Origin of the sequence: Bacillus sp. HSf4 (assembly GCF_029537375.1) — a bacterium.
Taxonomy (GTDB): domain Bacteria; phylum Bacillota; class Bacilli; order Bacillales; family Bacillaceae; genus Bacillus; species Bacillus sonorensis_A.
In genome coordinates this window covers 510,575-537,217 of record NZ_CP120679.1, presented here as the reverse complement: position 1 = coordinate 537,217, position 26,643 = coordinate 510,575, and the positions used below count along the sequence as shown (strand labels likewise).

The following is a 26,643-nucleotide window of genomic DNA, read 5'->3' as shown; positions in this document are numbered from 1 at the left end:
CAGGGAACATCGGTCAAAATAATGATAATAAAGAATCTTACTTACTAGAATCCTGTACCTATCTTTTAGATTGAAAAGTCATTTGGCTTTGCACATTCTTTGGATTATACTTAGACTCAACTTTAATTGATATGGTCACGGCGTTTGTGAATTGGTCTTCTCATTTCAAAAAACGGGATGGGATATTGTTAAAGATTCATCCGGCTCTTTAACAGATGGCTTCGTGTTAAGGACATTTCAGATAAGAAAACGATCGAAAAGCTCTCACGAGATACTTGGGCAGTAGGGTCTGCGTTGATGTAGCGGCTGAAGTATCCGCTGATTTAAATATGACGGAAAGCCGCGATATCGCCAATGCAATTGAGCGGGGAATAAGGAGGAGCATGCGGTTGATTATTCGCATGTTCATATGGAGCCTATAGAACGGAAATAATTAGCTTCCTGCCACAGGAAGCTAAGATTAAAGAGAAAGTGGGGTTTTTAAAGACTGATATCAAAGAAACCCTCATTTTTATTTTCTCATACACAATATAAAGTGTATCTATAGGACGAACTCAATATATTGTATAGATAACATTTCAAAAAGGCTGTCGGGATTTTCTCAACAGCCTGAACAGCCGGACTGTGCCGGCTGTTTTTTATTTCAATCCGTTTTCGACTTCTTTCACCATTTCTGACACAGACTCAAGTCCTCCGCCTGATAAGTACCAGTAGCCCGGGTCAAGGTATGTGATATGACCGTTTTTATACGCGTTTGTCGATTTGACGATTTCGTTTTCAATCACTTCTTTGGCTGTTCCTTTTTCCCCGATGGCCGCGCTCCGGTCGATGACAAACAGATAGTCCGGATTTTTTTCTGAGATATATTCAGAAGAAACGCTTTGGCCGTGAAGGGATACTTTGATGTCTTGATCAGCAGGCTCAACGCCAAGTACATCGTGGATCAGGCCAAATCTTGAGCCGCTTCCATAAGCGCTGATTTGTTTGTCGCTTGTCAGGACGACCAATCCTTTGCCGCCTTTTTCTTTAGCCAGTTTGTTGACTTTCTCTGCCTGGCTATCAATTCTCGCCAGCTCATCCTTTACAGCATCTTCTTTGCCGAAGATTTTGCCGATGTTTTCGGTATTTTCTTTAAAGCTCTTCATATAGTTCTTCTGGTCAAGCTGAATGTCGATCGTCGGCGCGATTTTTTTGAACTCATCATATTGTTCCGACTGTCTGCCTTCGATGATGATCAAATCGGGCTCAAGTTCAGCAATTTTTTCAAAGTCAGGCTCTTTTAGTCCGCCGACACTTTCATACTTATTATCATTATATTTTTTAAGATAAGCCGGAAGACTTTGCTTCGGAAGGCCGACAACGCGGTCGCTTAATCCGAGCTCATCAAGTGTGTCAAGCACTCCGAAATTGAAGACAACGACTTTTTTCGGATTTTTGGGTACATCTGTTGAGCCGCTCGCATGTTTGATTGTGACCGTTTCTCCTTTTTTCGCACCTGAATCAGCGGATTGGCTTCCGCACGCCGCGATGACAAGCACTGTCACCAGCGCCATTAACAATAATGATAGTTTTTTCAAGATAATCACCTCATCCTTTAAAATAAACGCAAATTTTTTGGTCTCCGATTTGCTCAATCGGGATATCCATGTCATAGATGTCTTTCAGCACCGGTGTTTGAATGATCTCATCCACAGGCCCCTCTTTGACGATCCGCCCGTTTTTCAGGGCGACGATCCTGTCGGAATAAACCGAGGCAAAGTTGATGTCATGAATGACAATGACGATCGTTTTGCCGAGCTTTTCGACGAGATTTTTCAACAGTTTCATAATCTCCACCGAATGTTTCATATCAAGGTTATTCAGCGGTTCATCAAGCAAAATATAATCGGTATCCTGCGCGATGACCATTGCGATAAAAGCCCGCTGGCACTGGCCGCCGCTCAGCTCTTCCAAATGCTTATGTTCGATGTCTTTCAGTTTCATATATTTGATCGCTTCATCAACGTATCTCCAGTCCTCTTGCGACAGCCTTCCCTGTGAATAGGGAAATCTGCCGAAGCTGACAAGCTCTCTGACGGTCAGCCTGATGTTGATCTGGTTGGACTGTTTTAAAATGCTGATTTTTTTAGCTAAGTCATGGCTTTTGTAAGCACCGATTTCTTTGCCGTCGATCAGCACTTTTCCGGAATCCATGCCGGTCAGTCGGCTGATCATGGAAAGCAGCGTGCTTTTTCCCGCTCCGTTCGGCCCGATAAAAGAGGTGATGTTCCCTTTTTGAATCGAAAGCGATGTACTCTCAACAACGGTTTGGCCTCCGTATTGTTTGCTGACATGTTGAACTTCTATCATCCTTTACGCTCCTTCAGCAGCAGGTAAATAAAATAAATCCCGCCGATAAAATCAATGATCACAACCAAAGTCGCCGTTAAACCAAACAGCTTTTCAACGATGAACTGGCCGCCGACAAGCGCGATGATGGAAAACAAAACCGCTCCCGGAATCAGGATGCTGTGCTTATATGTTTTAAACACTTCCCTTGCGACGTTGACGACGAGAAGTCCCAAAAAGGTAATCGGCCCGACGAGCGCTGTTGATACGGATACAAGCATGGCGATGACGACCAGCATTTTTTTCACCGTCCGGTCATAGTCGATGCCAAGGTTAACGGCTTGGTCTCTGCCGAGCGACAGCACGTCAAAATACGGGTTGAACCGCCAGGCATAGAGAAGAACCGCCACAATCAGCACCGAAGCGATCAGCAGGATGTCCGTATTCAAATTGTTGAAGCTGGCGAACATTTTGCTTTGCACGACCTGGAATTCGTTCGGATCAATCAGCATCTGCATAAAGGAAGACAAGCTTCTAAATAAAGTGCCGAATATGATCCCGACAAGCAGAAGCAAAAAGATGTGCCTGCCTCCGCGGCGGAACATCAGGACGAACAGCACAAATGAAAAGCAGATCATCAAGGCCGTCGACAATAGAAAGTTGCCGTTTTTCCCAAGGTCGGCCAATCGCGCTGCACCGAAAAAGTAAATAATGGCCGTTTGCAGCAGCACATAAAGCGAATCAAGTCCGAGAATGCTCGGCGTTAAAATTCTGTTGTTTGTGATCGTCTGGAAGATCATCGAAGAATACGCGATCGCCGTCCCGACGACGATCATCGCCAGCACTTTGGCTATTCTTCGCGGCAGGGCATATTCCCAGACGGACGGCAGGCCGTAAAACAGAAATACGCCGATGCAAACAGCCGCGATGATGATCAGGATCAACATTTTCTTTTGATCACGCATAGGCTTTTCTCCTTAACAGCAAATAAAGAAATACGCCGCTCCCGATGATGCCGACCATCAAACCGACGGAAATTTCATACGGAAAAATGATCAGCCGCCCTAATATGTCGCAAAACAGGACGAATACGGCGCCGAGCAATGCCGTATGAGGAAGGCTGTTTTTCAAATGGTCCCCGCGGTAAATCGAGACGATGTTTGGGATGATCAGACCGAGAAACGGAAGCGTCCCGACCGTCAAAATAACGACGGATGAGATCACCGACACGATGATCAGGCCGATGTTGACCACTCGCTTGTAATTCAGCCCCAAGTTGACGGCAAAGCTCTCACCCATTCCGGCTACCGTAAATTTGTTGGCGTACAGATAGGCGATGATCACGAGCGGAATACTCAGATATAACAGCTCATACCGCCCTTTCATGATCAGTGAGAAATTACCCTCAAACCATGCATTGAGATTTTGGATGAGATTATACTGATAAGCGATAAACGTCGAGACCGCGCTGACGACGCTTCCGAGCATCAAGCCGACAAGAGGGATGAACACGGCGTCTTTAAACTTGATTCTGTCCAAAACGTTGACAAACAGAAAGCTGCCGATCAGTGCGAACACGAAGGCAAACAGCATTTTCACCACAAGCCCGGCCGAAGAAAAAAACATCATGGCAATGATCACGCCAAGTCTCGCCCAATCCATCGTTCCGGCCGTCGTCGGTGAAACAAATTTATTGCGTGTCAGCTGCTGCATCATCAGCCCGCAGATGGCGAGGCTCATGCCTGCGAGCACGATGCTGATCATGCGGGGGATCCTGCTTATGTAAAGCGTTTGAATGTCGTCCTTATCCAAATGAAAAAGATCAAAAGGCGATAATGGCTTCACGCCGATGAAAACAGAACAGAAAGAAAGAATGATAAGCAGTAGCCATAAATACCGTAATTTCATGCTGCAAAAGCCTCCTTGCCAAACAAAAAACATACCCCCTCAGCCAACCACAAATGATTATCATTATCAATAAGACCCATCCATCATCTTATCACTTTTTCTGACATAGTCAATATGATGCAGCTCATTCAATCAAAAAGTCCTTCTGAAAAACACATTTGTTCTTTTAGAAAAGAAAAACCTTGATTCTTCTTGTAAAAAGCGTGATAATAAAAATTAAATTTATTGTGAAAATTTAAACTTTAGGAGATGTCTTGAATGAAAGTCGTTAAATTTGGCGGCAGTTCGCTTGCAACAGGAGCACAGCTTGAAAAGGTTTTTCAAATCGTCACTTCCGATCCCGAGAGAAGAGCTGTCGTCGTATCAGCCCCCGGGAAACGCCATGCACAAGATACGAAAGTAACCGATCTGCTCATTGACTGCGCCAGGCAGTATTTATTATCAGGGGAAGCGCCCGAGCTTGTCGAAACGATTGTCGGGCGATATGCCGACATCGCAATGGAACTGGGGCTTGGCGGTGACGTGGTCAGCCGCATCCGCCGGGATCTGCTTCATCTGCTTGAAGGCGATAAGCAAAATCCCGAACGATTTATAGATGCGATCAAAGCAAGCGGAGAGGATAACAACGCCAAATTGGTCGCGGCATACTTCCGGCATCGGGGAATTGAAGCCGAATATGTCAGTCCAAAAGACGCCGGCCTTTTTGTAACGAGTGAACCAGGCAACGCCCAGGTGCTGCCCGAATCATATGACAACCTGTTTCGCCTGAGAGAGCACAAGGGGATCATTGTCTTTCCGGGATTTTTCGGTTTCAACCAGAAAGGCGAAGTCATTACGTTCTCGCGAAGCGGTTCCGATATTACAGGTTCGATTTTGGCAAACGGCCTGAAAGCCGAGCTTTATGAAAATTTCACTGACGTTGATGCCGTTTATTCCGTCAATCCGTCAATCGTTTCCAACCCGAAAGAAATTCGCGAACTCACCTATCGGGAAATGCGCGAATTGTCTTATGCCGGCTTTTCCGTTTTTCATGATGAAGCTCTGATCCCGGCTTTCCGCGCCCGCATCCCGGTTCAGATCAAAAATACGAACAATCCGGCCGCAGAAGGGACAAGAGTTGTAGCTGAGCGGGACAACACCAACGGTCCGGTCGTCGGAATCGCCAGTGACAGCGGCTTTTGCAGCATTTATATCAGCAAATATTTGATGAACCGTGAAATCGGATTTGGACGCCGCGTTCTGCAAATCCTTGAAGACGACGGTCTGACATATGAGCACATCCCTTCAGGCATCGATGACATCACGATTATTTTGCGGCAGGATCAAATGGATGAAACGATTGAAGAGCGGGTCACCAGACGGATCAAGAAAGAACTGGACGCCGATGAAGTGACGATCGAACACAATATCGCTTTGATCATGGTGGTCGGTGAGGCGATGCGCCATAATGTCGGAACGACGGCGAGAGCTTCAAAAGCTCTGTCTGACGCACATGTCAATATTGAAATGATCAATCAGGGCTCATCAGAAGTCAGCATGATGTTCGGTGTCAAAGAAGCGCAGGAAAAGCAAGCGGTCCGCGCCTTATATCAAGAATTCTTCGCGAAAGTGCTCGTGTAAAAAACCCCTTTTTTTATGGGGTTTTTTTGTTGTGAGAACATATTCCCGTTCCTTTATTTGCATATCGGAAATTTCATATGAGTTCTCTTCACAACCGCTCTTCACAGACCGATATCTATAGTAAATAAACGACGGGAGAAAAAATATGAACCTGCTAAAAAACATCAAGATTAGAAGCAAGCTATTTATTATCATCATCATCTCCGCGCTTGCTTTAGCCATCGTCGGCATCCAGGGCATCAGAGGATTGAACAAAATTTCAAATGGCTCGGAGTTGATTTATCAAGAGCAATTAATCCCCAATCAGTTATTTGCAAAATTAAGAGCCAACAACCTTGAACTTGATACGTACAACTTTGAATTGATGGTTACGAAAGACAAAAACCGAAATGAAACCTTGCAAAAAAACATCAATGAAAAAAACGAAGAAAACACGTCCATCATGGAAAAAATCAATCAACTGAATTTAATGGACAATCTATCGGAAAAGTATGAGAGCTTTAAAAGCGAATATACGGATTTGCAAAACATCAGCAAGCAGATGCAGAGCCTTGCAATAGATAACAAAAACAAGGAGGCGTATGACGTCTACTTGAAAGATATGGAGCCTCAGAGAGAGGCTGTCGCTAAACAGCTTGAAGAGATTCAAACGCTGAATGCTGAGAACGCAAAAACGATTTATCAGCAAGATGCTAAAGAAGCCAGTTCGCTTACCATGCTTCTCATCGCTGTGATTGCTGCTGCTCTTATTTTATCTGTCACAATCGGCCTTTTAATCACAAGGCTGATCGCCAAGCCGATAAGAGACATTCAAAAATTGTTTGCCAAAACAGAGCAAGGTGATTTTACAGTTGAAGGAACGTATCAATCAAAAGATGAACTGGGCTTATTGACATCTTCATTCAACAACATGGTGGCGGGCGTCCGCTCGATCATTGAAACGGTTGGTGAAACGTCTCATCAAGTGGCCTCCTCTTCCCAAGAGTTAAGCGCGAGTGCTGAGGAAAGCACGAAAGCAAGCGAATATATTTCTTCGACCATTCAAGAGCTTGCAGCAGGCTCTGACAAACAGGCGGAAAGTGTCGAAAACAGCAGAACCATCATTAAAGTAATGACGGAGTTTGCCGGAAGAATTTCTTCCAATGCAGAAACAGCGGCGGCAACCGCTGATCAAACCGCGCAAATGTCGCTCGAAGGAACGGCGGTCATGCAAAAAGTCAGCTCACAGATGCAGTCCATTAATGAAACGGTTGCCTCACTCTCAGAAGCATTTAAGCATTTGTCAGACCGTTCAAATGAAATCGGGAATATTACTGAAGTCATTACGAGCATCGCAGAACAGACGAATCTGCTCGCATTAAACGCGGCCATCGAAGCGGCCAGAGCGGGGGAACAAGGTAAAGGGTTTGCCGTTGTCGCTGATGAGGTCAGAAAGCTGGCGGAACAATCCGCACACTCCGCAGAACAGATTACAAAATTGATCACGATTATTCAAAATGATACAAAACAAACGATGAATACGGTTGTTTCGGCAACCGGCGAAGTCAAAGAAGGACTTGTCGTCGTCAATGAAGCCGGCGGCGCGTTCCATAAAATCGAGAATGCGATTAAAGGAGTGGCCGCGCAGATTAACGGTGTGACAGACCTGGTGAAAAACCTGACGGCCGGCACAGAGGAAATCGAAACCGCGATTAACGGTGTGAAAGAAGTGGCGGAAACAGCCGCGGAAAGCACGCAAACAGTCAGTGCGGCAACACAGGAGCAGCTCGCTTCAATGGAAGAAATCGCAGCTTCATCCCAGATCCTTGCGCAAAACGCCGAAGAATTGCAGGATCTCATTCAGAAGTTCAAAATCAAAGCTTAGCTTGCCAACCCTTAAACGTTCCAGTTTAGGGGTTCTTTTTTTCAGCAAAAAAAGCAGCCTGACGTTGTCAAAGCTGCTTAACCATCATCCCTCGATGTCAAAGGGAGACGGATCACAAATTTCGTTCCTTTGTTTTTCTCGCTCTCAATTTCGACGGTCCCGTTGTGAAGGGCGACAAGCTGTCTGACGATGGACAGCCCCAGTCCATACTCTCCGTAAGGGGTGTTCGTCCGCGATAAATCGGCTTTATAAAAACGATCCCAAATGTTCTCGATATCGTTCTGATCGATGCCGATTCCGTTATCCTCCACTTCAATGACGGTTTCTTTGTAGTCTTCCCTTCCCCTCAGCCAAACGGTTCCGTTTGAGGTGAATTGAATGCTGTTTTTCGTCAGGTTGACAAGGATTTGAATGAGCCTGTCATAATCGGCATTCACCATCACATGATCCTCCACATCAAGGATCAGCTGATTATGTTTTTCTTCCGCCTGGATCGCCAGCTGTTCTTTAATGATTTCAAACACTTCGATCAGCGGATAATGCAGTTTTTCCAATGTTATTTGGTTGGAGCGGATTTTCTCATAATCCAGATTTTCGTTGACGAGGCGAATCAGCCTTTTCGTCTCCTCCGTAATCAGCTTCAAACATTTTTCCTGCTGATCTTCCGGAATGGTCTGGCTGTTCATCCCTTCCACCAAACCGCTGATCGTCGTCAAAGGTGTCTTTAATTCATGGGACACATCTGTGATAAACTGCCTTCTCCGTTTTTCCAGCCGGTCGATTTCTTCGCTGGAGCTTTTGAGCTTCCGGGCCATCGTATTAAAGTCGGTGCCCAGACTGCCGATTTCATCCAAATTGCGATTTTCGATATGAATGTTATAATCCCCTGCGGCGACTTTTTTCGTCGCATCGCGAAGCTTTTGTATGCGGCTGACATGGAACTTGGACGTCAGCCAGCTCAAAAGAAAGGCAATTAAGATCACACCGGCTGCCGTATAAAGCATAAAGCGGTTCATTTCGCCGATCATTTCCTCCGTCCCGCTGATCGGTGCCGTCAGAAGAATGCCCCCCTGAAATTCATTGTTGACGATGTTGGGCAGCGCCACGACCGATACTTCCTCATTAAAACGGTTCATATCGGTTTTGACGACAACGGCCTTCCCGTCTTGAAGCTCTTTCCACTCTTCATCGCTCAGCAGCAATTTTCGCGGCCGCAAGTCTTGGGGAGTCATCAGAACTTCTTTTTTTTCATTAAAAAGGAAGAAACTGATCTTCCTGCTTCTTAAAATTTCTTCAAAAGGTTTCATAATGGCCGGCGCCCCTTTCGGCCGCATCTCCATTTCGCCCATGATCCGGTAGCCGTAGGACGTCAGTTCGTCAACCTTGCTTTCGTATGCAAAGTTTTTGACAAAGTGTGAAAATACCGCTCCTGTGATGAGAAACGCCAATATTAAAATACTGATATGGCTGGCCAGCAGCTGATAGAGATATTTAATCTTCATCGAACTTGTACCCCACTCCCCATACGGTATACAGAAATGGGCGTGAATCGCTGCCAAGCTTTTTCCTCAACCTTTTAATATGAACGTCAACCGTCCGCTCATCTCCGTAGAACTGGTAGCCCCACACCTGCTCAAGCAGCTGCTCTCTTGAAAACACCTGTTTCGGACTCTGCACCAGATAATACAATAAGTCAAACTCTTTCGGGGTCAAGTTTTTAATTTGCTCTCCGTTTAAAAATACCTCTCTCGTCTTTTTATTGATTCTAAAATGCTCGGTTTCAAGGATATCATCATCAGCGGGAGCCTGCTGCCCGGTGTTTTGATATCTGCGGCTCACCGCTTTGATTCTCGCCACAAGCGCCAAAGGGCTGAACGGCTTTGTCACATAATCGTCAGCACCGAGTTCAAAACCGAGCACCTGATCGGACTCCGTATCCTTAGCCGTCAGCATGATGATCGGTACGGTGCTTTCTTCCCTGACCTTTTTGCAAATCGTAACCCCATCCATTGACGGCAGCATGATATCAATGATCAATAAATCCCAATTGCCCGATTTAAAGCGGTTATATCCTTCAAGTCCGTCATGGACAAATTCCGTCTCAAAGCCTTCTTTCGCAAAAAACATTTCCGTCATCGTGCATACGCTCAAATTATCTTCTATCATTAATATTTTCATTGTCAACGGCCTCCGCTAGTCAAACATTAGATTCATTTTACACATCGTTCTCTGAATTCTCAATTCTCTCCTGAACATTTAAAGGACTGGCAACAGTTTGGTCATAATTTTTTCATAAGTTGCGTCTAATATGAAATCAGGCAGTAAGGAAAAAGTCCTGCTGCCCCGAATGGACAATCACCACAATCATATAAATGGGGGAATAAAATGCTATGAATTTTTTCAAGCGCGCCTTTTGGAGCATGAAATCGAAGAAAGGGAAAACCCTTTTGCAACTGTTTGTCTTTACGATGATTTGCGTTTTGGTGCTGACGGGACTTTCGATCCAGTCAGCCGCTACAAAGTCGAGTGAATTGGCGAGAGAACAGCTGGGAGGCAGTGTCACTTACCAAGTGGACAGAGAAAAAATGATGAAGGAACAGCAGGAATCAGGAACCCGTAAAAGGTTTGCATCCACACCTGTTTCCGTCAAATCAGCTGAAACACTGGCAAAGCTTGACCATGTCAAAAGCTATAATTTTATCTCCTCAACATCTGCTTTAGCGGACAATTTCGATCCGATTGAAAGCGGTGATGAGGATTCCGATTCATCTAATACTGACAGCCAGCAGTCTGCCGGACCTGGCGGCAATGAACAAGGCGGACGTCAGATGATGCAGGCGGACGTATCGATCGAAGGTGTCACAAGCACGGCACTGGTTGACGAATTCTCCGACGGCACTTCAAAAATCACGAAGGGACGCGCTTTGACAGAAGATGATGTGAAGCAAAAGGTTGCCGTGATTGAAGAAACGCTCGCAGATGAAAATGATTTGGAAGTCGGTGACACGATCAAAGTCAAAGCAAGCACAGATGAAGACACAACAATCACATTGAAGGTTGTAGGTATTTACAAAACGACGTCTTCAGGAGATAACCAGGCGCAAAACTTCGCCTTTTTAAACCCGTACAACAAAATCTATACACCGTCTACAGTTGCGTCAACCTTAAAAGGAGACGATTATAAAAACACGATTGACGAAGCCGTATACAACATGGACGATGCTTCCAACATCGACGCGTTCATCGCGGCGGCCAAGAAAACCGGCATCGATTTAGATACATTCACATTGGATGCAAATGATCAATTGTACCAGCAGATGGTCGGTCCGATCGAAAATGTGGCCTCCTTCTCCAAAAATGTCGTCTATCTCGTCACGATTGCCGGAGCGGTGATCCTCGGGCTGATCGTGATGATGTCGATCAGGGAAAGAAAATACGAAATGGGCGTCTTGATGGCGATCGGTGAGAAGCGCTGGAAACTGATCGGGCAATTTTTGACCGAAATTTTGATGATCGCAGTCCTGGCCATCGGCATTTCCGCATTAACCGGCAATTTTATTGCAGGTCAAATCGGCAATCAGCTCTTGTCCCAGCAGCTTGAGCAATCAGACAGCCAGTCCGCGGGCGAAATGGCAGGCGGCGGTATGCCTGACGGCGGATTCTTTGGACAAAGCTCCGCACAAGTCGAAGCGATTGACCAGCTGAATATTCACGTATCACTCAGCGATATGATGGCGCTGGGCGGCATCGGCCTGTTAATCGCTGTACTTGCAACATTGCTGCCGTCGATCTCTGTTTTACGATTCCATCCGAAAACGATTTTAACAAAACAAGAATAGAAAGAAGGGAAAAACATGAGCAATATTTTAGAATTTAAAGATGTTTGCTACTGGTACAAAGATCAAGAACAATCTCTGTTCGAAGACGTCAATATCGAATTTAAGCAAGGCCGGTTTTACACGATTGTCGGAACTTCCGGTTCCGGCAAAACCACCTTTTTATCTCTTGCCGGAGGGCTTGATGTTCCAAAAGAAGGCGAGATTCTTTATAAAGGAAAAACGATTTCCAAGATCGGACTAACCAATTTTCGCAATCAATATGTATCAATCGTTTTTCAGTCCTATAATCTTTTGCCATACATGACGGCCCTGCAAAATATTACGTCAGCCATGGAGATTACGCGCTCAAAAATCAAAAATACGGAGCAGTACGCTTTGGAGATGCTGGAGAAAGTCGGCATCAGCGAAGAGAAAGCGCGGCAAAAGGTGCTGACGCTGAGCGGCGGACAGCAGCAACGGGTTTCCATCGTCCGTGCATTCTGCTGTGACGCCGATCTGATCGTCGCCGATGAACCGACGGGCAACCTGGATGAAGATACATCGAAAGACATCGTTCGCCTCTTTCAAAACCTGGCCCATCAAGAAAACAAATGCGTCATCATGGTGACCCATGACGAACAAATCGCAAAAGTATCTGACGTCAACATCAGGCTTTCAAGAGGCAGCTTTACGATCAAGCATAGACAAACGGCCGGCTAAAAGCTTCGCAGGCTTTGACCGCACATACCCGTTTTACACACCTCGTTGAAACGGCGGCGTTCTCATGCCTTGAGAACGCCGCTTCTTGGATCTTGATGACGACGATTAATGAAAACGGCCCGGAAATAGCATTCAAAAAAACAACTGCCGCCTTTCCGCTTCTTAAGCGAGGATCTGAAAAACGGCCAACATTTTTCATTCTGGTTTTATCTTAATTGGGCCTGGCAGCTGTTTTGTTCGGGTTTTTAAATTCAGGAGTGATCTTACATGAAAACACCAGCACGGCATTGCGCAAAAAGGATTTCACGACGAGGCTGGAAAGCAGCAAGAAGAGAAAAAGCCTGGAAAGTTTAAACACTTCTAAAAAGGAAATCGCGGTAAAATGCATAGAATGCGATGAAATCTTAATAAATGAACCTTAACTGATAGGCCCCCACCTTAAAAAAGGATGGCGGTCTTTATTTTAAAATGTCACACTCTGCTCATATATCTTAATGAGACTCGATAGAAGTAAAAAATTTTTACACTTAATTTCAAAAAACTTTGTTTTGAAAAAAAGGAGGTGAGATCACGAAATTTATTTTGAGAGGAAGGGACTGCATTTCAATTAATTCCGTTGTTCGGGACATTGATTGTAATGATACTGACACTAACACACAGCTACCAAAAGGAGGATTCAGGGACACTACATGAAAAAAGAGAGGGTCTTTTATTTATTTGCAGCTTCCTTTAAAGTTAAATATAGAAATAGATCGGCTTCTTGCAGGGGTGTTCGGCTCACCTCCAGTTTAGCAAGAGGGAGGTGAGAACATGGATGTGGAAAGCGCAATTCAGTTAATGATGAATCTTGATTGTAGGGATTCTGTCGCTTGCCCATCGTTTCTCGAAAAAAAAAGTAAGAACGCCCCAGACTCCGACATCTAGGCGTTCCTACCCTTGATTGGACAAAAGCCGACTCCCTTACAGGAGCTATTCTATTGCCGATCGGAGATGTAGCGAGCATCTTCGATCTTTTTGTATTTACAATATACTCTTCAGAATAAATTATATTCATGTCTGCTCGATCTGTGTTTGAGAATAGAAGTGTATACTGATTGTATATTGATTATACATTATGATTTAGTTTCATTGTAGCAACAAGAATAGTGGGTATCTACCCTGAGAGGGAATGAAATATGCCCCTCAGCAGGAATTTAAGAATCTGTTTGCAACATCAAGATCAGATGAGAACCCCGCCTCATACGGGACACCGCTTTTTTTAGACGGCAAACGCTTCTGCCGCCGCCATCATATAATAGGACAGTCCTGTCTGCTGGCTTTCAAGCACACCGCGGTGAAAATCGTCTTCTATAAAGAAACGGGTCTGCGCCTGAAAGTCTTGCGCCGTGATACCTAAAAAACCGATGTGCTGTTTAATCGAAGCCTGCACTTGTTCATGGTCGTGTTTTAAACCGTTCTTTAGCGCCTCAGCCATCCCGCTCATGAAACGGCTGGCTTCCTCGGCTTTTTCGTTCATCTCTTCCGCTATGATCGGCTCACCTTTCAGAATATCCACATCATACATCTCTTGCAAATACTGCCTCTGCTCATCGAGCGCTTCCTCCCATTCTTCACTGCTGGAAAAACCTTTAAACATCGCTTCCTGATCCATCATTTCTCCTTTCCCGGCGTGCCTGATCGATTGCTCAAGCGTCTCCAAAAGCTGTTCCATCCTCTTCATTTTGGAGAGGAAAAGCTTTTTTTGCTCCCGTAAAAGTGTCAATCGATCAGCTTCACCGTCTAAGATTTGTTGAATTTTTTTGAGGGGAAATTCCAGCTCGCGATAAAACAGGATCTGCTGCAGCCGTTCGAGCTCTTTGATTCCATACAGGCGGTAGCCGGCTTCCGTCACCTTAGTCGGACACAAAAGACCTATTTTATGATAATGATACAGCGTTTTGATCGTGATATTGGCCAATCTTGCAACCTCTTTTACCGTATAAAGCATGTAAACTTCACCTCGGTATGTAATCTTAAGGGGTGACCTAAGGTTGAGGTCAACATCAACTTTACACTTTTTTTCGCTTTCTTGTTTTAAAATACACAAAAAGGCACATGAAAGCCGGAAATATCACTTGCATCGGCAAGTGTATGTATAATGGCACAAATTGAATTCCTTCTTTGACATGCTCAGAAATGTTGCTGGCTATGGAGACCGACAAAATTAATATCACAATCCCGACGGCGTGAACGACTTTTGACGAATGCTTCACTTTGAATAAGATGGAGATTCCTTCAGTGACGGCATACATGAAAACGCTCATTTTAAAGAAGCCGCCAATGACGAGAACAAGCATAAAAATGACATCAAGCCGATCCAAAAACTCAGCCACTTGAATCGTTTGGATCGTGCTGAGCAGCGGAAAGCGGAAGCGCATATTCAGATCGACGCCGAGCACGCTGATGTTCATGGCCACATTGAGGGACAAAACAGCTCCGCTGATCGCGATCGCCCACAAACCGGCTTTTTTGACTTTTTTCGGCTCGCTGATGTACGGCATGATGAGCGTAAAAACGATGATCTCTCCAAACGGAAAATACAAGGTTTCCGTCAGCGCGGCATTCAACATTGGTTTGATACCGTCTCCAAGGATGGGCAGCAGCTGGCGCGGATCGATCAAACCGGAAAAAACGATCAGAAGAAAGCCTGCGACCGCGATCACAAACATGATGCCAAACAGCAGTTCACCGGCTCTCGCTAATACTTCGATCCCCTTTCTGACGGTATAAATGCAAACCGCAATCAAGAGTCCGTTTGCAAAAACGATCGGCGTGTTCGGATAGGCTGAAGTAAGCAGCATTTCGCCAAAATCGCGCAACACGCGCGCTGCAATGTAGCTGTAGTAAATAATGTAAAGAAATGAAATGGTCCAGCCGATCGGCTTTCCAAACATCTGCATCACTGTATCATAAGGAGTCATATCCGGATTGACCTGATAAAAATAATGATGCATTAAAAACAGAGCAAGGCCGCCGACTGTTCCAAACAGAATCGCCAGCCATGCGTCCTGCTCTGCAGACTGGCCGGGGAATATCAGCAGGGAACTGCTGAGTTCAAACAGAATAATCAGCACAAACAGCTGGCTCGCACTGATTTTTGCTTTTTCCATCTAAAATCCCCTCCTTTTTTCGTCATGAACGGCCTTCCCTATAATTCAATATGTTCGGGTCGCTTCTTAATCCCGTTCTGCGCACATAAGCATTTACCGTAATATCGACATCCAAATCAGGAAAATAGCGGTTGCTCCACTCGGGCTCGATTTTATTCCAAAGCGCCGGATATGATCGATAGACGACATCACCGAATTGAAGAACATCAGTTTTATGCTGTTTGACGATATCGATCGTGTGCTGCAGTTCCTTTTTTATTTTTTTGGCTGTCCGCTTCTCAATTCGATCAAGGACATTCGGATCTTCCAGGCTGATGGGAACGCCGACTTCGCCAATATCCCCCTCCACTTCTACATGAACGGAAATGGCCGGCCGGTTGTTTTTCAGCCTTGCCGAGACATTGGTCTTCTGGCGAATGACATCGTAAGTGACAGACTGCTCTTCATTGTCTAATGAAAGCGTAATATAGGTCCGTTTTATTTTGTTCCGAATCCACAGAACGCCTCTTGCGGTTTTACCATTAAGGTAATCAACGAGCTTTCCCTCTTTGATCACCGCTAAGCCGTCGGCTTCAACCGTTGCTGACGGGGCGGTGGACTGAACATTTTCCATCTTTTCGGCTTTCTGTGTGCTGCCCACCAGTTTGAATGACGGAATGACCGGATGCCTCGCTTGAGAGGTTAAACATTTGATCACATCTTGAACGCTTGTCTTCATATGCTCTCCAAGATCCTGTTCCGTGAATTGCAATGTTTTGTTCACTTTGTTTGAGGGAATTTTATCGATCGGTGTCAGCGCCTTGATTAAATCTCTCGCTTTTTTTCCGTGTGAAATGATAATCGTCGCTGTTGCGCGAAAATCGGTGTCACGGTCAAGAACGTCAAGTATTTTAATGATCCCTTCATCTTTAGCAAGTGCTTCATCGACGACAACAAGGTTTGTATGGGAATAATAGAGCTCCCTGGAAATTTTCGTCGAAGCATGGCGGCTCATTTCCGTCAGGTTGTTCCCGGCGACCGAATAGTTTGATACGGGCGGCCTGTCTCCCCCTTGTCCACCCTGCAGTCCGCCGGCGGCGCTATTGGGATTGACGATCTGAAAGCTCATCACATATTTCGATTTTTCACCCTTGTCAATACCGATAGCTGAAACGAGCGACAAGTCGGTCAATTCCCGTTTATCCCAGCAGCCCGTCAAAAAAAGGGAAACGGCAGCAAGCATGAACAAGATGGCCAGCCTACGTTTCATTTTGGTCACCTTCTTTTTGCTTTATCTTCATTTCGCTTGAATCCGGTGCATTGGGCTTCTGATCTTTTCCTTGGCGGAGCTTATTATCATTGCCGATCAAATCAGGCCTTTCCTCATGCGTCCACCAAGGGGCGCGGACAATAGAATCTCCCCAATTTTTGGAGACAAACGGCGCAAAAGGCGTCATATATGGAACACCGAAGGAGCGAATGCTGCATAAATGGACAAACATGACGATCAGCCCTAAAATAATCCCGAAAAAGCCTGTCGTCGACGCGGCCAATATGAAGAAAAAACGAATCAGCCTGGCGGAGATGGCCATCGCAAAGGATGGTGTCGCAAAACTTGATATTGCGGTGATGGCGACGATGATAACCATCGCCGGAGACACGATCCCCGCTTGAACCGACGCCTGGCCAATGACGATGGCGCCCACAATCGAGACCGCAGAGCCGATCGCTTTCGGAAGGCGGATGCCCGCTTCACGCAAAATTTCAAATGATACTTCCATGATCAAAGCTTCCACCACAGCCGGAAAAGGAACATTTTCACGCTGTGCGGCAATGACGACGAGAAGCTGTGTCGGAATCATTTCCTGGTGAAACGTCGTCGCACCGACATATACGGCGGGAGCGATCAATGATATAAAAAAGATGAGAACGCGCAAAAAACGGATAAATGTCGCAATATCAAATCGGGAGTAATAGTCTTCAACAGATTGAAAAAATTGAATAAAAACAGCCGGAACAAGCAGGACAAACGGTGTTCCGTCAACAAGAATCGCGATTCTTCCTTCAAGCAGGTTTCCCGCCACCATATCCGGTCTTTCAGTGTGATAAACCGTCGGAAAAGTCGTGAAGGAGACATCCTCTATAAACTGTTCGATATAGCCTGATTCGAGAATGCTGTCCATCTCGATTCCCGCGAGTCTCTTTTTCACTTCTTTGACCGTTTTTTTATTGCAGATTCCATTGATGTACATGATTGCGACATCCGTTTTGGTGACGCTGCCCATGTTCACTTTTTCGACCCAAAGATTGGGGTTTTTGATGATTTTCCGAACCATTGCGATATTCGTATCAAGCGATTCAATAAAACCTTCGCGCGGCCCGCGAAACGCCTGCTGGTTTTCCGGTTCTTTGATGGAGCGCTTTTCCCCGCCTTTTGTGCTGGTGACGACCGCGCTCTGCGTCCCTTCAGCAAAAATGACCGTGCTTCCGGCCATCAGCGAATTCAGAATGTGATCGAGCTGTTTCTCCCGCTTCACCCCGCCAAGTGCGACGGCGTCCCCGGCAATCACCTCAAGAACCTCAAAGCCGCTCTCCTTCTCCTTCAGCTCCGCGGCATTCAGGATCGATTCAAGCAAAAAATCGTGTATCGCTTTCTCATCGGTAATGCCGCCGATATACACCACGGCTACTTCTATTTCTCCATCGACGCCTGTTTTCACCTTGCGGGTGACGACATCCGCGCTGTTTCCGGTGATTTCTTTGATAACATCGAGATTTTCGGCAAGTGAAAACCGAACTAAGCCATGGACATGGCTGCTTTCCGGCGTTTTATCATCGCTCATCAGAGATTCTCGTTTTTTTTCTGTTTTGGGACGACCTTTAAAAAAGAATGGCATGGCTGTCAGAATCCCCTTTTTTGTTTTTCATATGTTTCCTTGACAAAAGTACATTTATACTATTCCCTGCGAATAACGCTTTATGAAAACAGAAAACATAACGGAGAACGGAGCGTGGTCGAAAGTGAAACTCATCGGTATAACGATTTTGCTGTTCTTTTGTCTGATGACTTTTTCCGTCTTGCTTGACATATGGCAGGGAATGAATCTGCCTGAAGCCCTGCACAATAATCTGACGTTTGCCATATTGGAAGTGGGCGAATGGGTCCTCTTTTATATATTGGTTGTTTTAGCGGAGGCGATCGATAATGCGATGAGCAAGAGAAAAAAACAACCTAAAAAATAAGCTCCCCGACAACAGGGAGCTTATGTTGTCATACCTCGATATTGCCGCTGACCGTATCGGTCGGATGGGAATGGATCATCCCATTGATGATCGTGTTCCCAGCGATCAGCGAATTTCTTGAAGTATCGGTTTGGATGGCTGTGATCCTGCCGGCCGTTTGACTCTGGATGGTGTTATCTATGATAGAGGAGCCTTGCGACTGGCTGAGATAGAGGACCATCGCCGGTCCCGACGGTCTGGCGAGCGTAATCGAGTTGCCTGTTATTTCATGGGAGCCTGCGGAAAGGAACACCGTCACGATGAGCGGTGAATCTTCAATGATATTGCTGATGATTTTCGTTTTCTGATTTGTCGTACAGTAGATCGGGAAGTTTTTAAAACGGGAGATGGTGTTATGCCGAATGGTGACAGAGGCCGTGTTTGTAACGGAAATGGCATATGATTCGGGGGCGATTTGAAACCCCGCCGGGGAAATAGAATTATTTTCGATGACCGCGTTTCCCTGTGACACCCAGATGCCTCTGGAAAACTGCCTGATGACGTTGTCTTTGATCTCGACATCAGTGCCTGTGCTTCTCACCGCCAGCATGACATGATGGATCTTATTGTTGGAAAAGATGATATTGTCTGACTGTGTGATGCCAAAAGCAGTGCCGTTCTTTGTTTCCCCGATGCCGTTTTCAATATCATTACCTTCAATAAAAGTATCCGAGGCTTGATAAGCAAGGATTCCGGTGTTTTCAAAGCCTTGAATCTTGTTTCCTGTGACGAGAATGCTTTTTCCGCGAAGGTCCATACCTGTCGAGAACCCGGAAATCAAGTTACCTGTGATCACCGCGTCACTTCTTTCTTCCAAAACCCCGGTCCCCAAACCGGCAATTCCTGTTGTCTGCTCTCTGTTTTCAGCATTTTTCTTGATCACATTGTTTGCGATCGTCGTCCGGGTCCCATAGCCATAAGATATCGTTCCGTCGGCAAAGTTGCCTTCGATTAAAACGGATGTTCCATTGTAATTGGAGACCGCGCTTTTGACATTGCCTTTAAAAGAATTGTTTCGTATCGTCACATTGACGGGTTCTTCATACACGATGTCTCCTTCACTGTACCCTTCGATATCGATGCCAAAGCGCGGAGCTGTCCCATTGCCTGTTCCGGCATCCTCGATCCTGCATCTCTCGACAAGGACAAAATCACAGCCTGTGATCGAGATGTTATTTCTTCGCGAACGCCTGATGTCACAATCGATGACCTTGATATGCTCGGAAGGTTGATAGTTCTGGCCGCCGGAGCTGATAATCAAGCCGTCGCCTGTGAAATCGGCGATTCTTACATGTTCGACCAGCACATTTTTAGACCCTTCGATACAAATGCCAAAGCCCCATTCATGGGTCGGCCTCGGTGACGGGGTATACGTGTGTTCATCTCTGTCCCCTATGATGTTGCCCCCGGAAATTTTAATATTGGATCTTCCGCCTATATAAAAAGCAGAGTACCCCCATGAACGGTTAGGTTTGACTTTGATAACGGCTTCAGCATCCATTAGAATCGTGATATCGCTTGGAACATTGATTCCTGCATTCCGAAACGGAAACGCCTGATCCCCATTGAGCGTCCCGTCGATCAAATACGTGCCATTTGGGATCCAGACAGTGCTGTAGCCCATAGACTTTGTCCACCTTAAGCATTCATTGATTTCCTCTGTACAATCCGTTTGACCGTCGCCGACCGCTCCAAATTTGGTCACATCGACAACAGTCATCCACATCTCTTCGGGTTGCTGCTGCAGCACGCTGCTTTTACCTCCTTCCTGAAAACCTTTTCTTAACATGTATATGCAAATTGAGCAAATTTGCTTGTACAAAAATAGATAAAATTTTATTAAAAAATCTTTTAATATAGACTTTCTTGGAAAACTTTTTTAAGACTTGGTATAAAGCGCTTCTAAAGCATGTCTCGCCATCTACTGAATGACAAATCATTCGAAGGTGTATTGACACGAACATTATATAAGAATATGATTTTTATAAGCTCAGAAAAGAAGGAGTATTGCGAATGTCAAATCATCAAAAAGAAATTTTTCAAAACATTCCGCAAAAGGGGTTTTTTGGACATCCCCGCGGTCTCTTCACTCTATTTTTCACCGAATTTTGGGAGCGCTTCTCATACTACGGAATGAGAGCCATCCTTATCTATTACTTGTATACCGAAGTGACGAAAGGCGGTCTCGGCTTTAGTGAGACGACAGCCAACTCAATCATGGCCGTATACGGCTCCCTCGTCTATATGTCGGGAATTATCGGCGGCTGGATAGCGGACAGGCTCCTTGGAACGGCAAACACCGTATTTTATGGCGGTGTATTGATCATGTTTGGTCACATTCTTTTGTCTTTCCCGGGAAGTGTTACAGCTTTCTTCATCAGCATGTTCCTGATCATTATCGGAACGGGCCTTTTGAAGCCAAACGTTTCAAGCGTTGTCGGCGACCTGTACAGCCCTGAGGATACACGTCGCGATTCCGGTTTCAGTATTTTCTACATGGGCATCAACCTTGGCGGATTCCTCGCACCGATCATTGTCGGAACCGTCGGCCAAACCTATAACTACCACCTTGGATTCAGCCTTGCTGCCATCGGAATGTTTCTCGGACTCGTCACTTACATCGCGACGAGAAAGAAAAGCCTCGGACCTGCGGGACGAACAGTACCGAATCCGCTGACACCTGCCGAAAGGAAAAAAGTGTTCGGGGGCATCGGAATAGGCGCACTGATTATCGCTGTGGTCTTTGGCTATTTAATCATGACCGGCGTTATGACAATCAAATTATTTACTATGATCGTCAGCGTTTTGGGTATTTTGATACCGCTCATTTATTTCATTGTGATGTATAAGAGCTCCAAAACGACAATTGATGAACGTTCACGTCTAGTCGCCTATATTCCGCTCTTTATCGCGTCCATGATGTTCTGGGCGATTCAGGAACAGGGTTCAAATATTTTGGCTACTTACGCGGATAAACGCACTCATTTAGAATTTTTAGGGATTCAATTGCATTCATCCTGGTTCCAGTCGTTGAATCCATTGTTCATCGTCGCACTGGCGCCTGTTTTCGCCTGGATCTGGATGCGGCTTGGAAAACGGCAGCCGGCAACACCGACGAAATTCGCTCTCGGCCTCGTGTTCGCGGGCTTGTCATTCATCGTCATGATTTTCCCTGCCTACATCAACGGCACTGAAACACTGGCAAATCCTATGTGGCTTGTGCTCAGCTTTCTGATTGTCGTGCTTGGAGAATTGTGTCTCTCGCCAGTCGGTCTGTCAGCAACGACAAAGCTTGCACCGGCGGCTTTCTCGGCGCAGACGATGAGCTTATGGTTCCTGTCAAACGCCTCCGCACAGGCCATCAACGCTCAGGTCGTCAGATTTTACAGCGAAGATACGGAAATCGCCTACTTCGGCATCATAGGCGGCATAGCGATTCTATTAGGCGTCCTTCTCTTTATGCTTTCACCGAAAATTCAGCAGTTTATGAAGGGTGTAAAATAAACAATCTAGCAGCCTGTCATTGCGGCAGGCTGCTTTTTATTGTCTATTTGAAGGATTCGCTTTTTGTTTAGAGAATAATTGAATGATATTTTAAAGAATGGGAGGAGCTGGCTTGGACATCAAAAAAATAGAAAAATGCGGATTTACCGGTGTCGGCTTTACACAAACCGTTACATTTAAAGAAGCCCGCGCGAAAAAGCTGCACGGCATCATCCGGCGCTTGAGGAACCGTTACGGAGAAATAAGCGGCATTCGGGAGGACAGGGGGATGTGGGCCATTTCAAACCATCAAGGCGGAGAAGGATTCACTTTCTATATCTTAATGGAAACGGATGGGCGGGCTGACACCCTTCCGGAAGGAATGATCAGCTTTCAAGTCCCTCCTCAGACATACGCACATACTTGGCATCCCCGACACGAGCTTCCAGAAGCAACCTATCAAAAAGCCTATCAATGGGTGAGAGATCAGGGCTATGAAGTAAACACAGAAGCTTTCACACACATGGAATTTTACCCGATGAATCAAGATTTAAATGAACCTGAATTTGATATATACATCCCTGTCACATCCGAGAAGACACACTGAACATGTACGGCCCGGCCTCTTGAAAAAAGGCCGGGCTTTCTGAATCATTTTTTGAAACGCGCCATTGCTGCAAATTTCATAGACGGTTCTGCTTGATCCCATCGATTCGTTTTTTAGCACTTAATGAAAAATTCACAATTTCTCAATCTGCTATTTGTATAAATTTGCTATTATCGAACATATCAAAAAGGAGGTAATAGTATGAATTTTTACAAGACACTTACAGCATCAGCGCTCACAGCAGCTTTATTGACCCCTTCATACCTCAGCCTGCAAAAGGCAGAGGCAGCCTGGCATCATGAGTTTACAGTGACGGCCGATTGCGAGACGGAGCCGGTGGAAACCGCCGATGACGCCGCAGACGATCCCGCCATCTGGGTTGATGCGAAACACCCTGAAAACAGCAAACTCATCACAACGAATAAAAAGTCTGGATTAATTGTTTACGACCTGGATGGAAAACAGATTTCATCCTTTGCGTTTGGAAAATTGAATAATGTCGATCTTCGCTACAATTTTCCGCTCGGGGGCAAAAAAGTGGATATTGTCGGCGCTTCCAACAGGTCGGACGGCAAAAACACGGTTGAAATTTACTCGTTTAACGGAAAGCAAGGCGAGCTGAAATCAATCGTCAATCCGAAAAAACCGATTCAAACATCCATTGATGAAGTCTATGGGTTCAGCTTATACCACAGCCAAAAAACCGGGAAATTTTACGCGATGGTGACGGGGAAAACCGGTGAATTTGAACAGTACGAGCTGATTGACAACGGCAAAGGTCAAGTCGAGGGCAAAAAGGTACGCGCCTTTCAAATGAATTCGCAATCGGAAGGACTTGTGGCCGATGATGAATACGGCACCATGTACATCGCCGAGGAAAATGTAGCTATATGGAAATTCAGCGCCGAACCGAACGGCGGTGAAAACGGGAAAGTGGTCGATCGCGCCGACGGAAACCATTTAACCGCAGATATTGAAGGGCTGACCATTTATTACGGCGCGGACGGAAAAGGCTATTTGATCGCTTCAAGCCAGGGTGATAACCGGTACGCCATCTATGACCGTGCGGGGCATAACAAGTATGTCGGGGCCTTTTCGATTGGCGACGGCAAAAAAATTGACGGGACAAGCGATACAGATGGAATCGATGTCCTCGGCTTCGGCCTCGGCAAAAAATACCCTTATGGCATCTTTATCGCACAGGACGGAGAAAATATCGAAAATGGAGAAGCTGTCAATCAAAACTTCAAAATCGTCTCTTGGGAAAAAATCGCTGCACCATTAGACGCGGTCCCCCACAAAGAAAATCAGGTCGATCCGCGCAACCTGAAAAACCGCGCCAAATAAAGACTAAGTCCCGCGTGTGGGAGGTTCCTGCTTAGAACCCTTCCCCCCATTTCCCCTCACATGTTAACATGAGGGGGAAATGGGGGGATGACTTTGCGTTTACCTTTCTGCGCTGTTCTTTTTATTCTATTGGCCGTGTTATCAAATTTGCTGTTCTTGTATGTCTTTCATCAAGGCGTGCCGGCTTTCGCGCTGGCCATCGTCTTCTTGCTGCTTGCCGCATACTGCACAACGCGGAGCCGGGTGCAGAAATGAGCATGAAGAAGCCGGCGTCAATCCTGCCGGCTTCGTTTTAAAATAGCGGTGCCGTATGAAGGCAGTTTGAGGACTCCTTTCTTTCTCGTTCCTTTCAATACATCTGTAAATGTTTCTTCCGGGAGAGCGACACTTTGCTGCTGTGCCGTGAAATTCAGAAGGAAAATGTAGTCATGCCCGCCGTCTGTGCGCAGCTGGGCTGTCACGCCTTTTGGCAGCTCTGTATCGAGCACTTTGGCAACTTTTGTATCTTCGATCAGCTTTGACAAAAAAGCCTCTTGGAAAGCTGTTTCATTCCGTGAAGCGATATAATAAGCTTTTCCCGCTCCGAACAAGTTGACGGTCAGCGCCGGACGGTCCGCATAAAAATCCTCTGCATAATGAGCGAGCGCTTCAGCTCCTTCCAAATGGATCAAATCGCAAAGCTCAGCGGCTTCATAACACCCGCTAAGACCGAGCCGGTTGTCTTCCGCCATAACCATTTGATTCGTCTGTCCATCGTAAAGCGCATCGATTTCTTCAGACCTGATGCCGAGCGTTTTTCTCAAGCCCCCCGGAAAACCCCCGAGAAACGCGAGATCATGCTCATCTACAATGCCTGACCAATATGTCACGACAATCGTACCGCCGTTTTCCACAAACCGTTCGATTTTTTCAGCCACGCCTTCTTTCAGCATGTAAAGCATCGGCGCGATCACCAGCTTATAGCGGGATAAGTCCGCCTCCATATGAATCACATCGACCGGAACACCCTTCTGCCAAAACGGTTCATAAAATGCTTTAACCGTCCGTTCATAATGAAGACCGATATTGCGCGGCCCTTGTGCATCCTCCAATGCCCAGCGGTTTTCCCAATCGAAAATGATTGCGGTCTCCGGTTCCACTGTCGTTCCTGAGATTTCATCGAGTTTGGCGAGCTTGTCGCCGAGTTTTTTCACATCCTGAAAAACGCGCGTATGCTCAGTTCCTTCATGATCGACGACGGCGCCATGGAGCTTTTCGCTTGATCCGCGGCTTTTCCTCCATTGAAAGTATTGAACGGTGTCCGATCCGTGCGCGACCGCCTGCAATGACGACAACTCATGCATTCCGGGACGCTTCAATTTGCTGACATCCTGCCAGTTCGTCATACTCGGCGTGCTTTCCATCAGCATGAACGGCCGACCGCCCTTTAAAGACCTGTTGATATCATGCACAAAGCCGATATCGGCGCCAAGCTTCGCGTCTTCCTGCCAATTGTTGTGCCACGCCGGATAGGAATCCCATGAGATGACATCGAGCAAGTCGGCGAATTTCCAATAATTCAAGCCTGCATACGTCCCCATAAAATTCGTCGTGACAGGCAGCTCAGGGTTAAAGGAGCGGACATGGGCGATTTCATGCCGGCAAAAATCAACCGTCCGGTCTGTCACAAAGCGCTTCCAATCCAGGTTCAGGCCATGTACGGCATCCTCGCCGTGCGGAGCCGGTGATTCAATCTGCCCCCAGTCTGTGTAAGTATGGCTCCAAAACGCCGTCCACCATGCGTGATTCAGCTGATCAAGCGTTTTGTATTTCGCCAAAAGCCATTCTCTGAAACTTTCCTGACATAACTCGCAATGGCACTCTCCTCCGTACTCATTGGAGATGTGCCAGCCGATCACAGCAGGATGATTTGCGTACCGTTCGGCAAGCTTGCCATTGATGATCGCCGTTTTTCGCCGGTAGACAGGAGACGTATAGCAATGATTGTGCCGTTTTCCGTGAAGGTTGCGGACTCTGTTTTTCTCCGTTCTCAGCACTTCCGGATACTTCTTTGACATCCAGGCCGGCCTGGCGCCTGTCGGCGTAGCCAAAAATGCATAAATGCCATTGTCTTTGAAAACATCCAGCACTTGATCCAGCCAGTCAAATGTAAACCGGCCTTCTTCAGGCTCAAGGGAAACCCAGGAAAAAATGCCGACTGACATCACATTGCAGCGGGCCAGCTTCATTAAGCGGATATCCTCTTTTAAAACGTCCGGATATCGGAGCCACTGATCGGGATTGTAATCGGCTCCGTGCAATAATCGGGGAACTTTCGGGCTGATCGGGGGAAATGATTGAACCATCTCATGTTTCATCCTTTCTTCCTCGTTTTTAAATGACGCGGAAACAGACAAGGGCGCACGAAGTGAAACACTTTGAAGAGATTGCTATTTTTAGATTATATACTCCCCCTTCATTCGCCTTTCCTGCTTACTGGATGAATTTTCCGGGATGATTGAATTTGTTTTTCTTTATTTGTAAAATATAATCAATCAT

Annotated in this window: 22 protein-coding genes and 1 pseudogene; 10 read left to right on the top strand and 13 right to left on the bottom strand. The window is 46.1% G+C overall.

All coding sequences use genetic code 11. The features are described 5' to 3' along the window. Positions 1-125: 125 nt before the first annotated feature. Positions 126-433 (top strand): annotated as a pseudogene (locus tag P3X63_RS02650) (cation transporter dimerization domain-containing protein); the annotation flags it as partial. 205 nt (positions 434-638) lie between these two features. On the opposite strand, the gene P3X63_RS02645 reads toward P3X63_RS02650, so the two are convergent. Genes P3X63_RS02645 through P3X63_RS02630 form a run of 4 tightly spaced genes read right to left on the bottom strand, consistent with a single transcriptional unit; the run spans position 639 to position 4,236 of the window. Beyond that, positions 639-1,577, bottom strand: a complete 939-nt coding sequence (locus P3X63_RS02645; RefSeq protein ID WP_277692435.1) for a siderophore ABC transporter substrate-binding protein — start codon at positions 1,575-1,577, stop codon at positions 639-641. 10 nt (positions 1,578-1,587) lie between these two features. Further along, positions 1,588-2,349, bottom strand: coding sequence for an iron ABC transporter ATP-binding protein (locus P3X63_RS02640; protein ID WP_077735718.1), 762 nt, complete (start codon positions 2,347-2,349; stop codon positions 1,588-1,590). Then, the gene (locus P3X63_RS02635) at positions 2,346-3,293 is read right to left on the bottom strand and encodes an iron chelate uptake ABC transporter family permease subunit (protein ID WP_026585911.1); all 948 of its coding nucleotides are present in this window, start codon (positions 3,291-3,293) and stop codon (positions 2,346-2,348) included. Before P3X63_RS02635 ends, P3X63_RS02640 begins: the two co-directional genes overlap by 4 nt. Next, entirely contained in the window at positions 3,286-4,236 is a 951-nt protein-coding gene (locus P3X63_RS02630; RefSeq protein ID WP_026585910.1) for an ABC transporter permease, read from the bottom strand. Before P3X63_RS02630 ends, P3X63_RS02635 begins: the two co-directional genes overlap by 8 nt. Before the next feature lie 258 nt (positions 4,237-4,494). Here P3X63_RS02630 and P3X63_RS02625 point away from each other — a divergent pair, with 258 nt between their 5' ends. Then, on the top strand, positions 4,495-5,856 hold the full coding sequence (locus P3X63_RS02625; protein ID WP_026585909.1) for an aspartate kinase: 1,362 nt from the start codon (positions 4,495-4,497) through the stop codon (positions 5,854-5,856). A gap of 145 nt (positions 5,857-6,001) precedes the next feature. After that, entirely contained in the window at positions 6,002-7,720 is a 1,719-nt protein-coding gene (locus tag P3X63_RS02620) for a methyl-accepting chemotaxis protein (RefSeq protein WP_277692434.1), read from the top strand. A 77-nt stretch (positions 7,721-7,797) separates the two neighbouring features. Here P3X63_RS02620 and P3X63_RS02615 read toward each other — a convergent pair whose 3' ends face one another. Together P3X63_RS02615 and P3X63_RS02610 are read right to left on the bottom strand one after the other, a co-directional pair. Further along, positions 7,798-9,222, bottom strand: a complete 1,425-nt coding sequence (locus P3X63_RS02615) for a sensor histidine kinase (RefSeq protein WP_277692433.1) — start codon at positions 9,220-9,222, stop codon at positions 7,798-7,800. Then, a complete protein-coding gene (locus P3X63_RS02610) occupies positions 9,212-9,898 on the bottom strand; it encodes a response regulator transcription factor (protein ID WP_277692432.1) in 687 nt (228 codons plus the stop codon). The genes P3X63_RS02615 and P3X63_RS02610 overlap by 11 nt, the downstream gene beginning before the upstream one ends. 212 nt (positions 9,899-10,110) lie before the next feature. Here P3X63_RS02610 and P3X63_RS02605 point away from each other — a divergent pair, with 212 nt between their 5' ends. Both P3X63_RS02605 and P3X63_RS02600 read left to right on the top strand, forming a co-directional pair. Next, the gene (locus P3X63_RS02605; RefSeq protein ID WP_277692431.1) at positions 10,111-11,559 is read left to right on the top strand and encodes an ABC transporter permease; all 1,449 of its coding nucleotides are present in this window, start codon (positions 10,111-10,113) and stop codon (positions 11,557-11,559) included. Between the two features lie 15 nt (positions 11,560-11,574). Next, positions 11,575-12,258, top strand: coding sequence for an ABC transporter ATP-binding protein (locus tag P3X63_RS02600; RefSeq protein ID WP_026585904.1), 684 nt, complete (start codon positions 11,575-11,577; stop codon positions 12,256-12,258). On the opposite strand, the gene P3X63_RS02595 is transcribed toward P3X63_RS02600, so the two are convergent. From P3X63_RS02595 to P3X63_RS02575, 5 genes are all read right to left on the bottom strand, one after another. Further along, positions 12,233-12,457 (bottom strand): hypothetical protein, encoded by a 225-nt coding sequence (locus P3X63_RS02595; protein ID WP_277692430.1) that lies wholly within the window; start codon positions 12,455-12,457, stop codon positions 12,233-12,235. The two genes, P3X63_RS02600 and P3X63_RS02595, sit on opposite strands and share 26 nt — an antisense overlap. A gap of 1,059 nt (positions 12,458-13,516) precedes the next feature. Beyond that, positions 13,517-14,245 (bottom strand): MerR family transcriptional regulator, encoded by a 729-nt coding sequence (locus P3X63_RS02590; RefSeq protein ID WP_277692429.1) that lies wholly within the window; start codon positions 14,243-14,245, stop codon positions 13,517-13,519. Positions 14,246-14,306: 61 nt separating this feature from the next. Beyond that, entirely contained in the window at positions 14,307-15,407 is a 1,101-nt protein-coding gene (locus tag P3X63_RS02585) for a GerAB/ArcD/ProY family transporter (protein WP_277692428.1), read from the bottom strand. Between the two features lie 22 nt (positions 15,408-15,429). Next, positions 15,430-16,656, bottom strand: coding sequence for a Ger(x)C family spore germination protein (locus tag P3X63_RS02580; protein ID WP_277692427.1), 1,227 nt, complete (start codon positions 16,654-16,656; stop codon positions 15,430-15,432). Beyond that, positions 16,646-18,283, bottom strand: coding sequence for a spore germination protein (locus P3X63_RS02575; protein ID WP_026585898.1), 1,638 nt, complete (start codon positions 18,281-18,283; stop codon positions 16,646-16,648). The genes P3X63_RS02580 and P3X63_RS02575 overlap by 11 nt, the downstream gene beginning before the upstream one ends. Before the next feature lie 82 nt (positions 18,284-18,365). Between P3X63_RS02575 and P3X63_RS02570 the strand changes: the two genes are divergently transcribed. After that, the gene (locus P3X63_RS02570; protein WP_256860222.1) at positions 18,366-18,629 is read left to right on the top strand and encodes a YczF family membrane protein; all 264 of its coding nucleotides are present in this window, start codon (positions 18,366-18,368) and stop codon (positions 18,627-18,629) included. Between the two features lie 28 nt (positions 18,630-18,657). Here P3X63_RS02570 and P3X63_RS02565 read toward each other — a convergent pair whose 3' ends face one another. Next, entirely contained in the window at positions 18,658-20,394 is a 1,737-nt protein-coding gene (locus tag P3X63_RS02565; RefSeq protein WP_026585896.1) for a right-handed parallel beta-helix repeat-containing protein, read from the bottom strand. Positions 20,395-20,681: 287 nt separating this feature from the next. Here P3X63_RS02565 and P3X63_RS02560 point away from each other — a divergent pair, with 287 nt between their 5' ends. The 4 genes from P3X63_RS02560 (at position 20,682) to P3X63_RS02545 (ending at position 24,360) form a co-directional block, all read left to right on the top strand. Beyond that, the gene (locus P3X63_RS02560; RefSeq protein ID WP_026585895.1) at positions 20,682-22,172 is read left to right on the top strand and encodes a peptide MFS transporter; all 1,491 of its coding nucleotides are present in this window, start codon (positions 20,682-20,684) and stop codon (positions 22,170-22,172) included. Positions 22,173-22,284: 112 nt separating this feature from the next. Further along, on the top strand, positions 22,285-22,758 hold the full coding sequence (locus P3X63_RS02555; RefSeq protein ID WP_026585894.1) for a GyrI-like domain-containing protein: 474 nt from the start codon (positions 22,285-22,287) through the stop codon (positions 22,756-22,758). A gap of 201 nt (positions 22,759-22,959) precedes the next feature. Next, the gene (locus P3X63_RS02550) at positions 22,960-24,105 is read left to right on the top strand and encodes a phytase (RefSeq protein WP_026585893.1); all 1,146 of its coding nucleotides are present in this window, start codon (positions 22,960-22,962) and stop codon (positions 24,103-24,105) included. 87 nt (positions 24,106-24,192) lie between these two features. Continuing rightward, the gene (locus P3X63_RS02545; RefSeq protein WP_179115664.1) at positions 24,193-24,360 is read left to right on the top strand and encodes a hypothetical protein; all 168 of its coding nucleotides are present in this window, start codon (positions 24,193-24,195) and stop codon (positions 24,358-24,360) included. A 17-nt stretch (positions 24,361-24,377) separates the two neighbouring features. Here P3X63_RS02545 and P3X63_RS02540 read toward each other — a convergent pair whose 3' ends face one another. Then, complete coding sequence (locus P3X63_RS02540) at positions 24,378-26,450, bottom strand: beta-galactosidase (RefSeq protein ID WP_277692880.1); 2,073 nt, start codon at positions 26,448-26,450, stop codon at positions 24,378-24,380. Positions 26,451-26,643 lie beyond the last annotated feature (193 nt).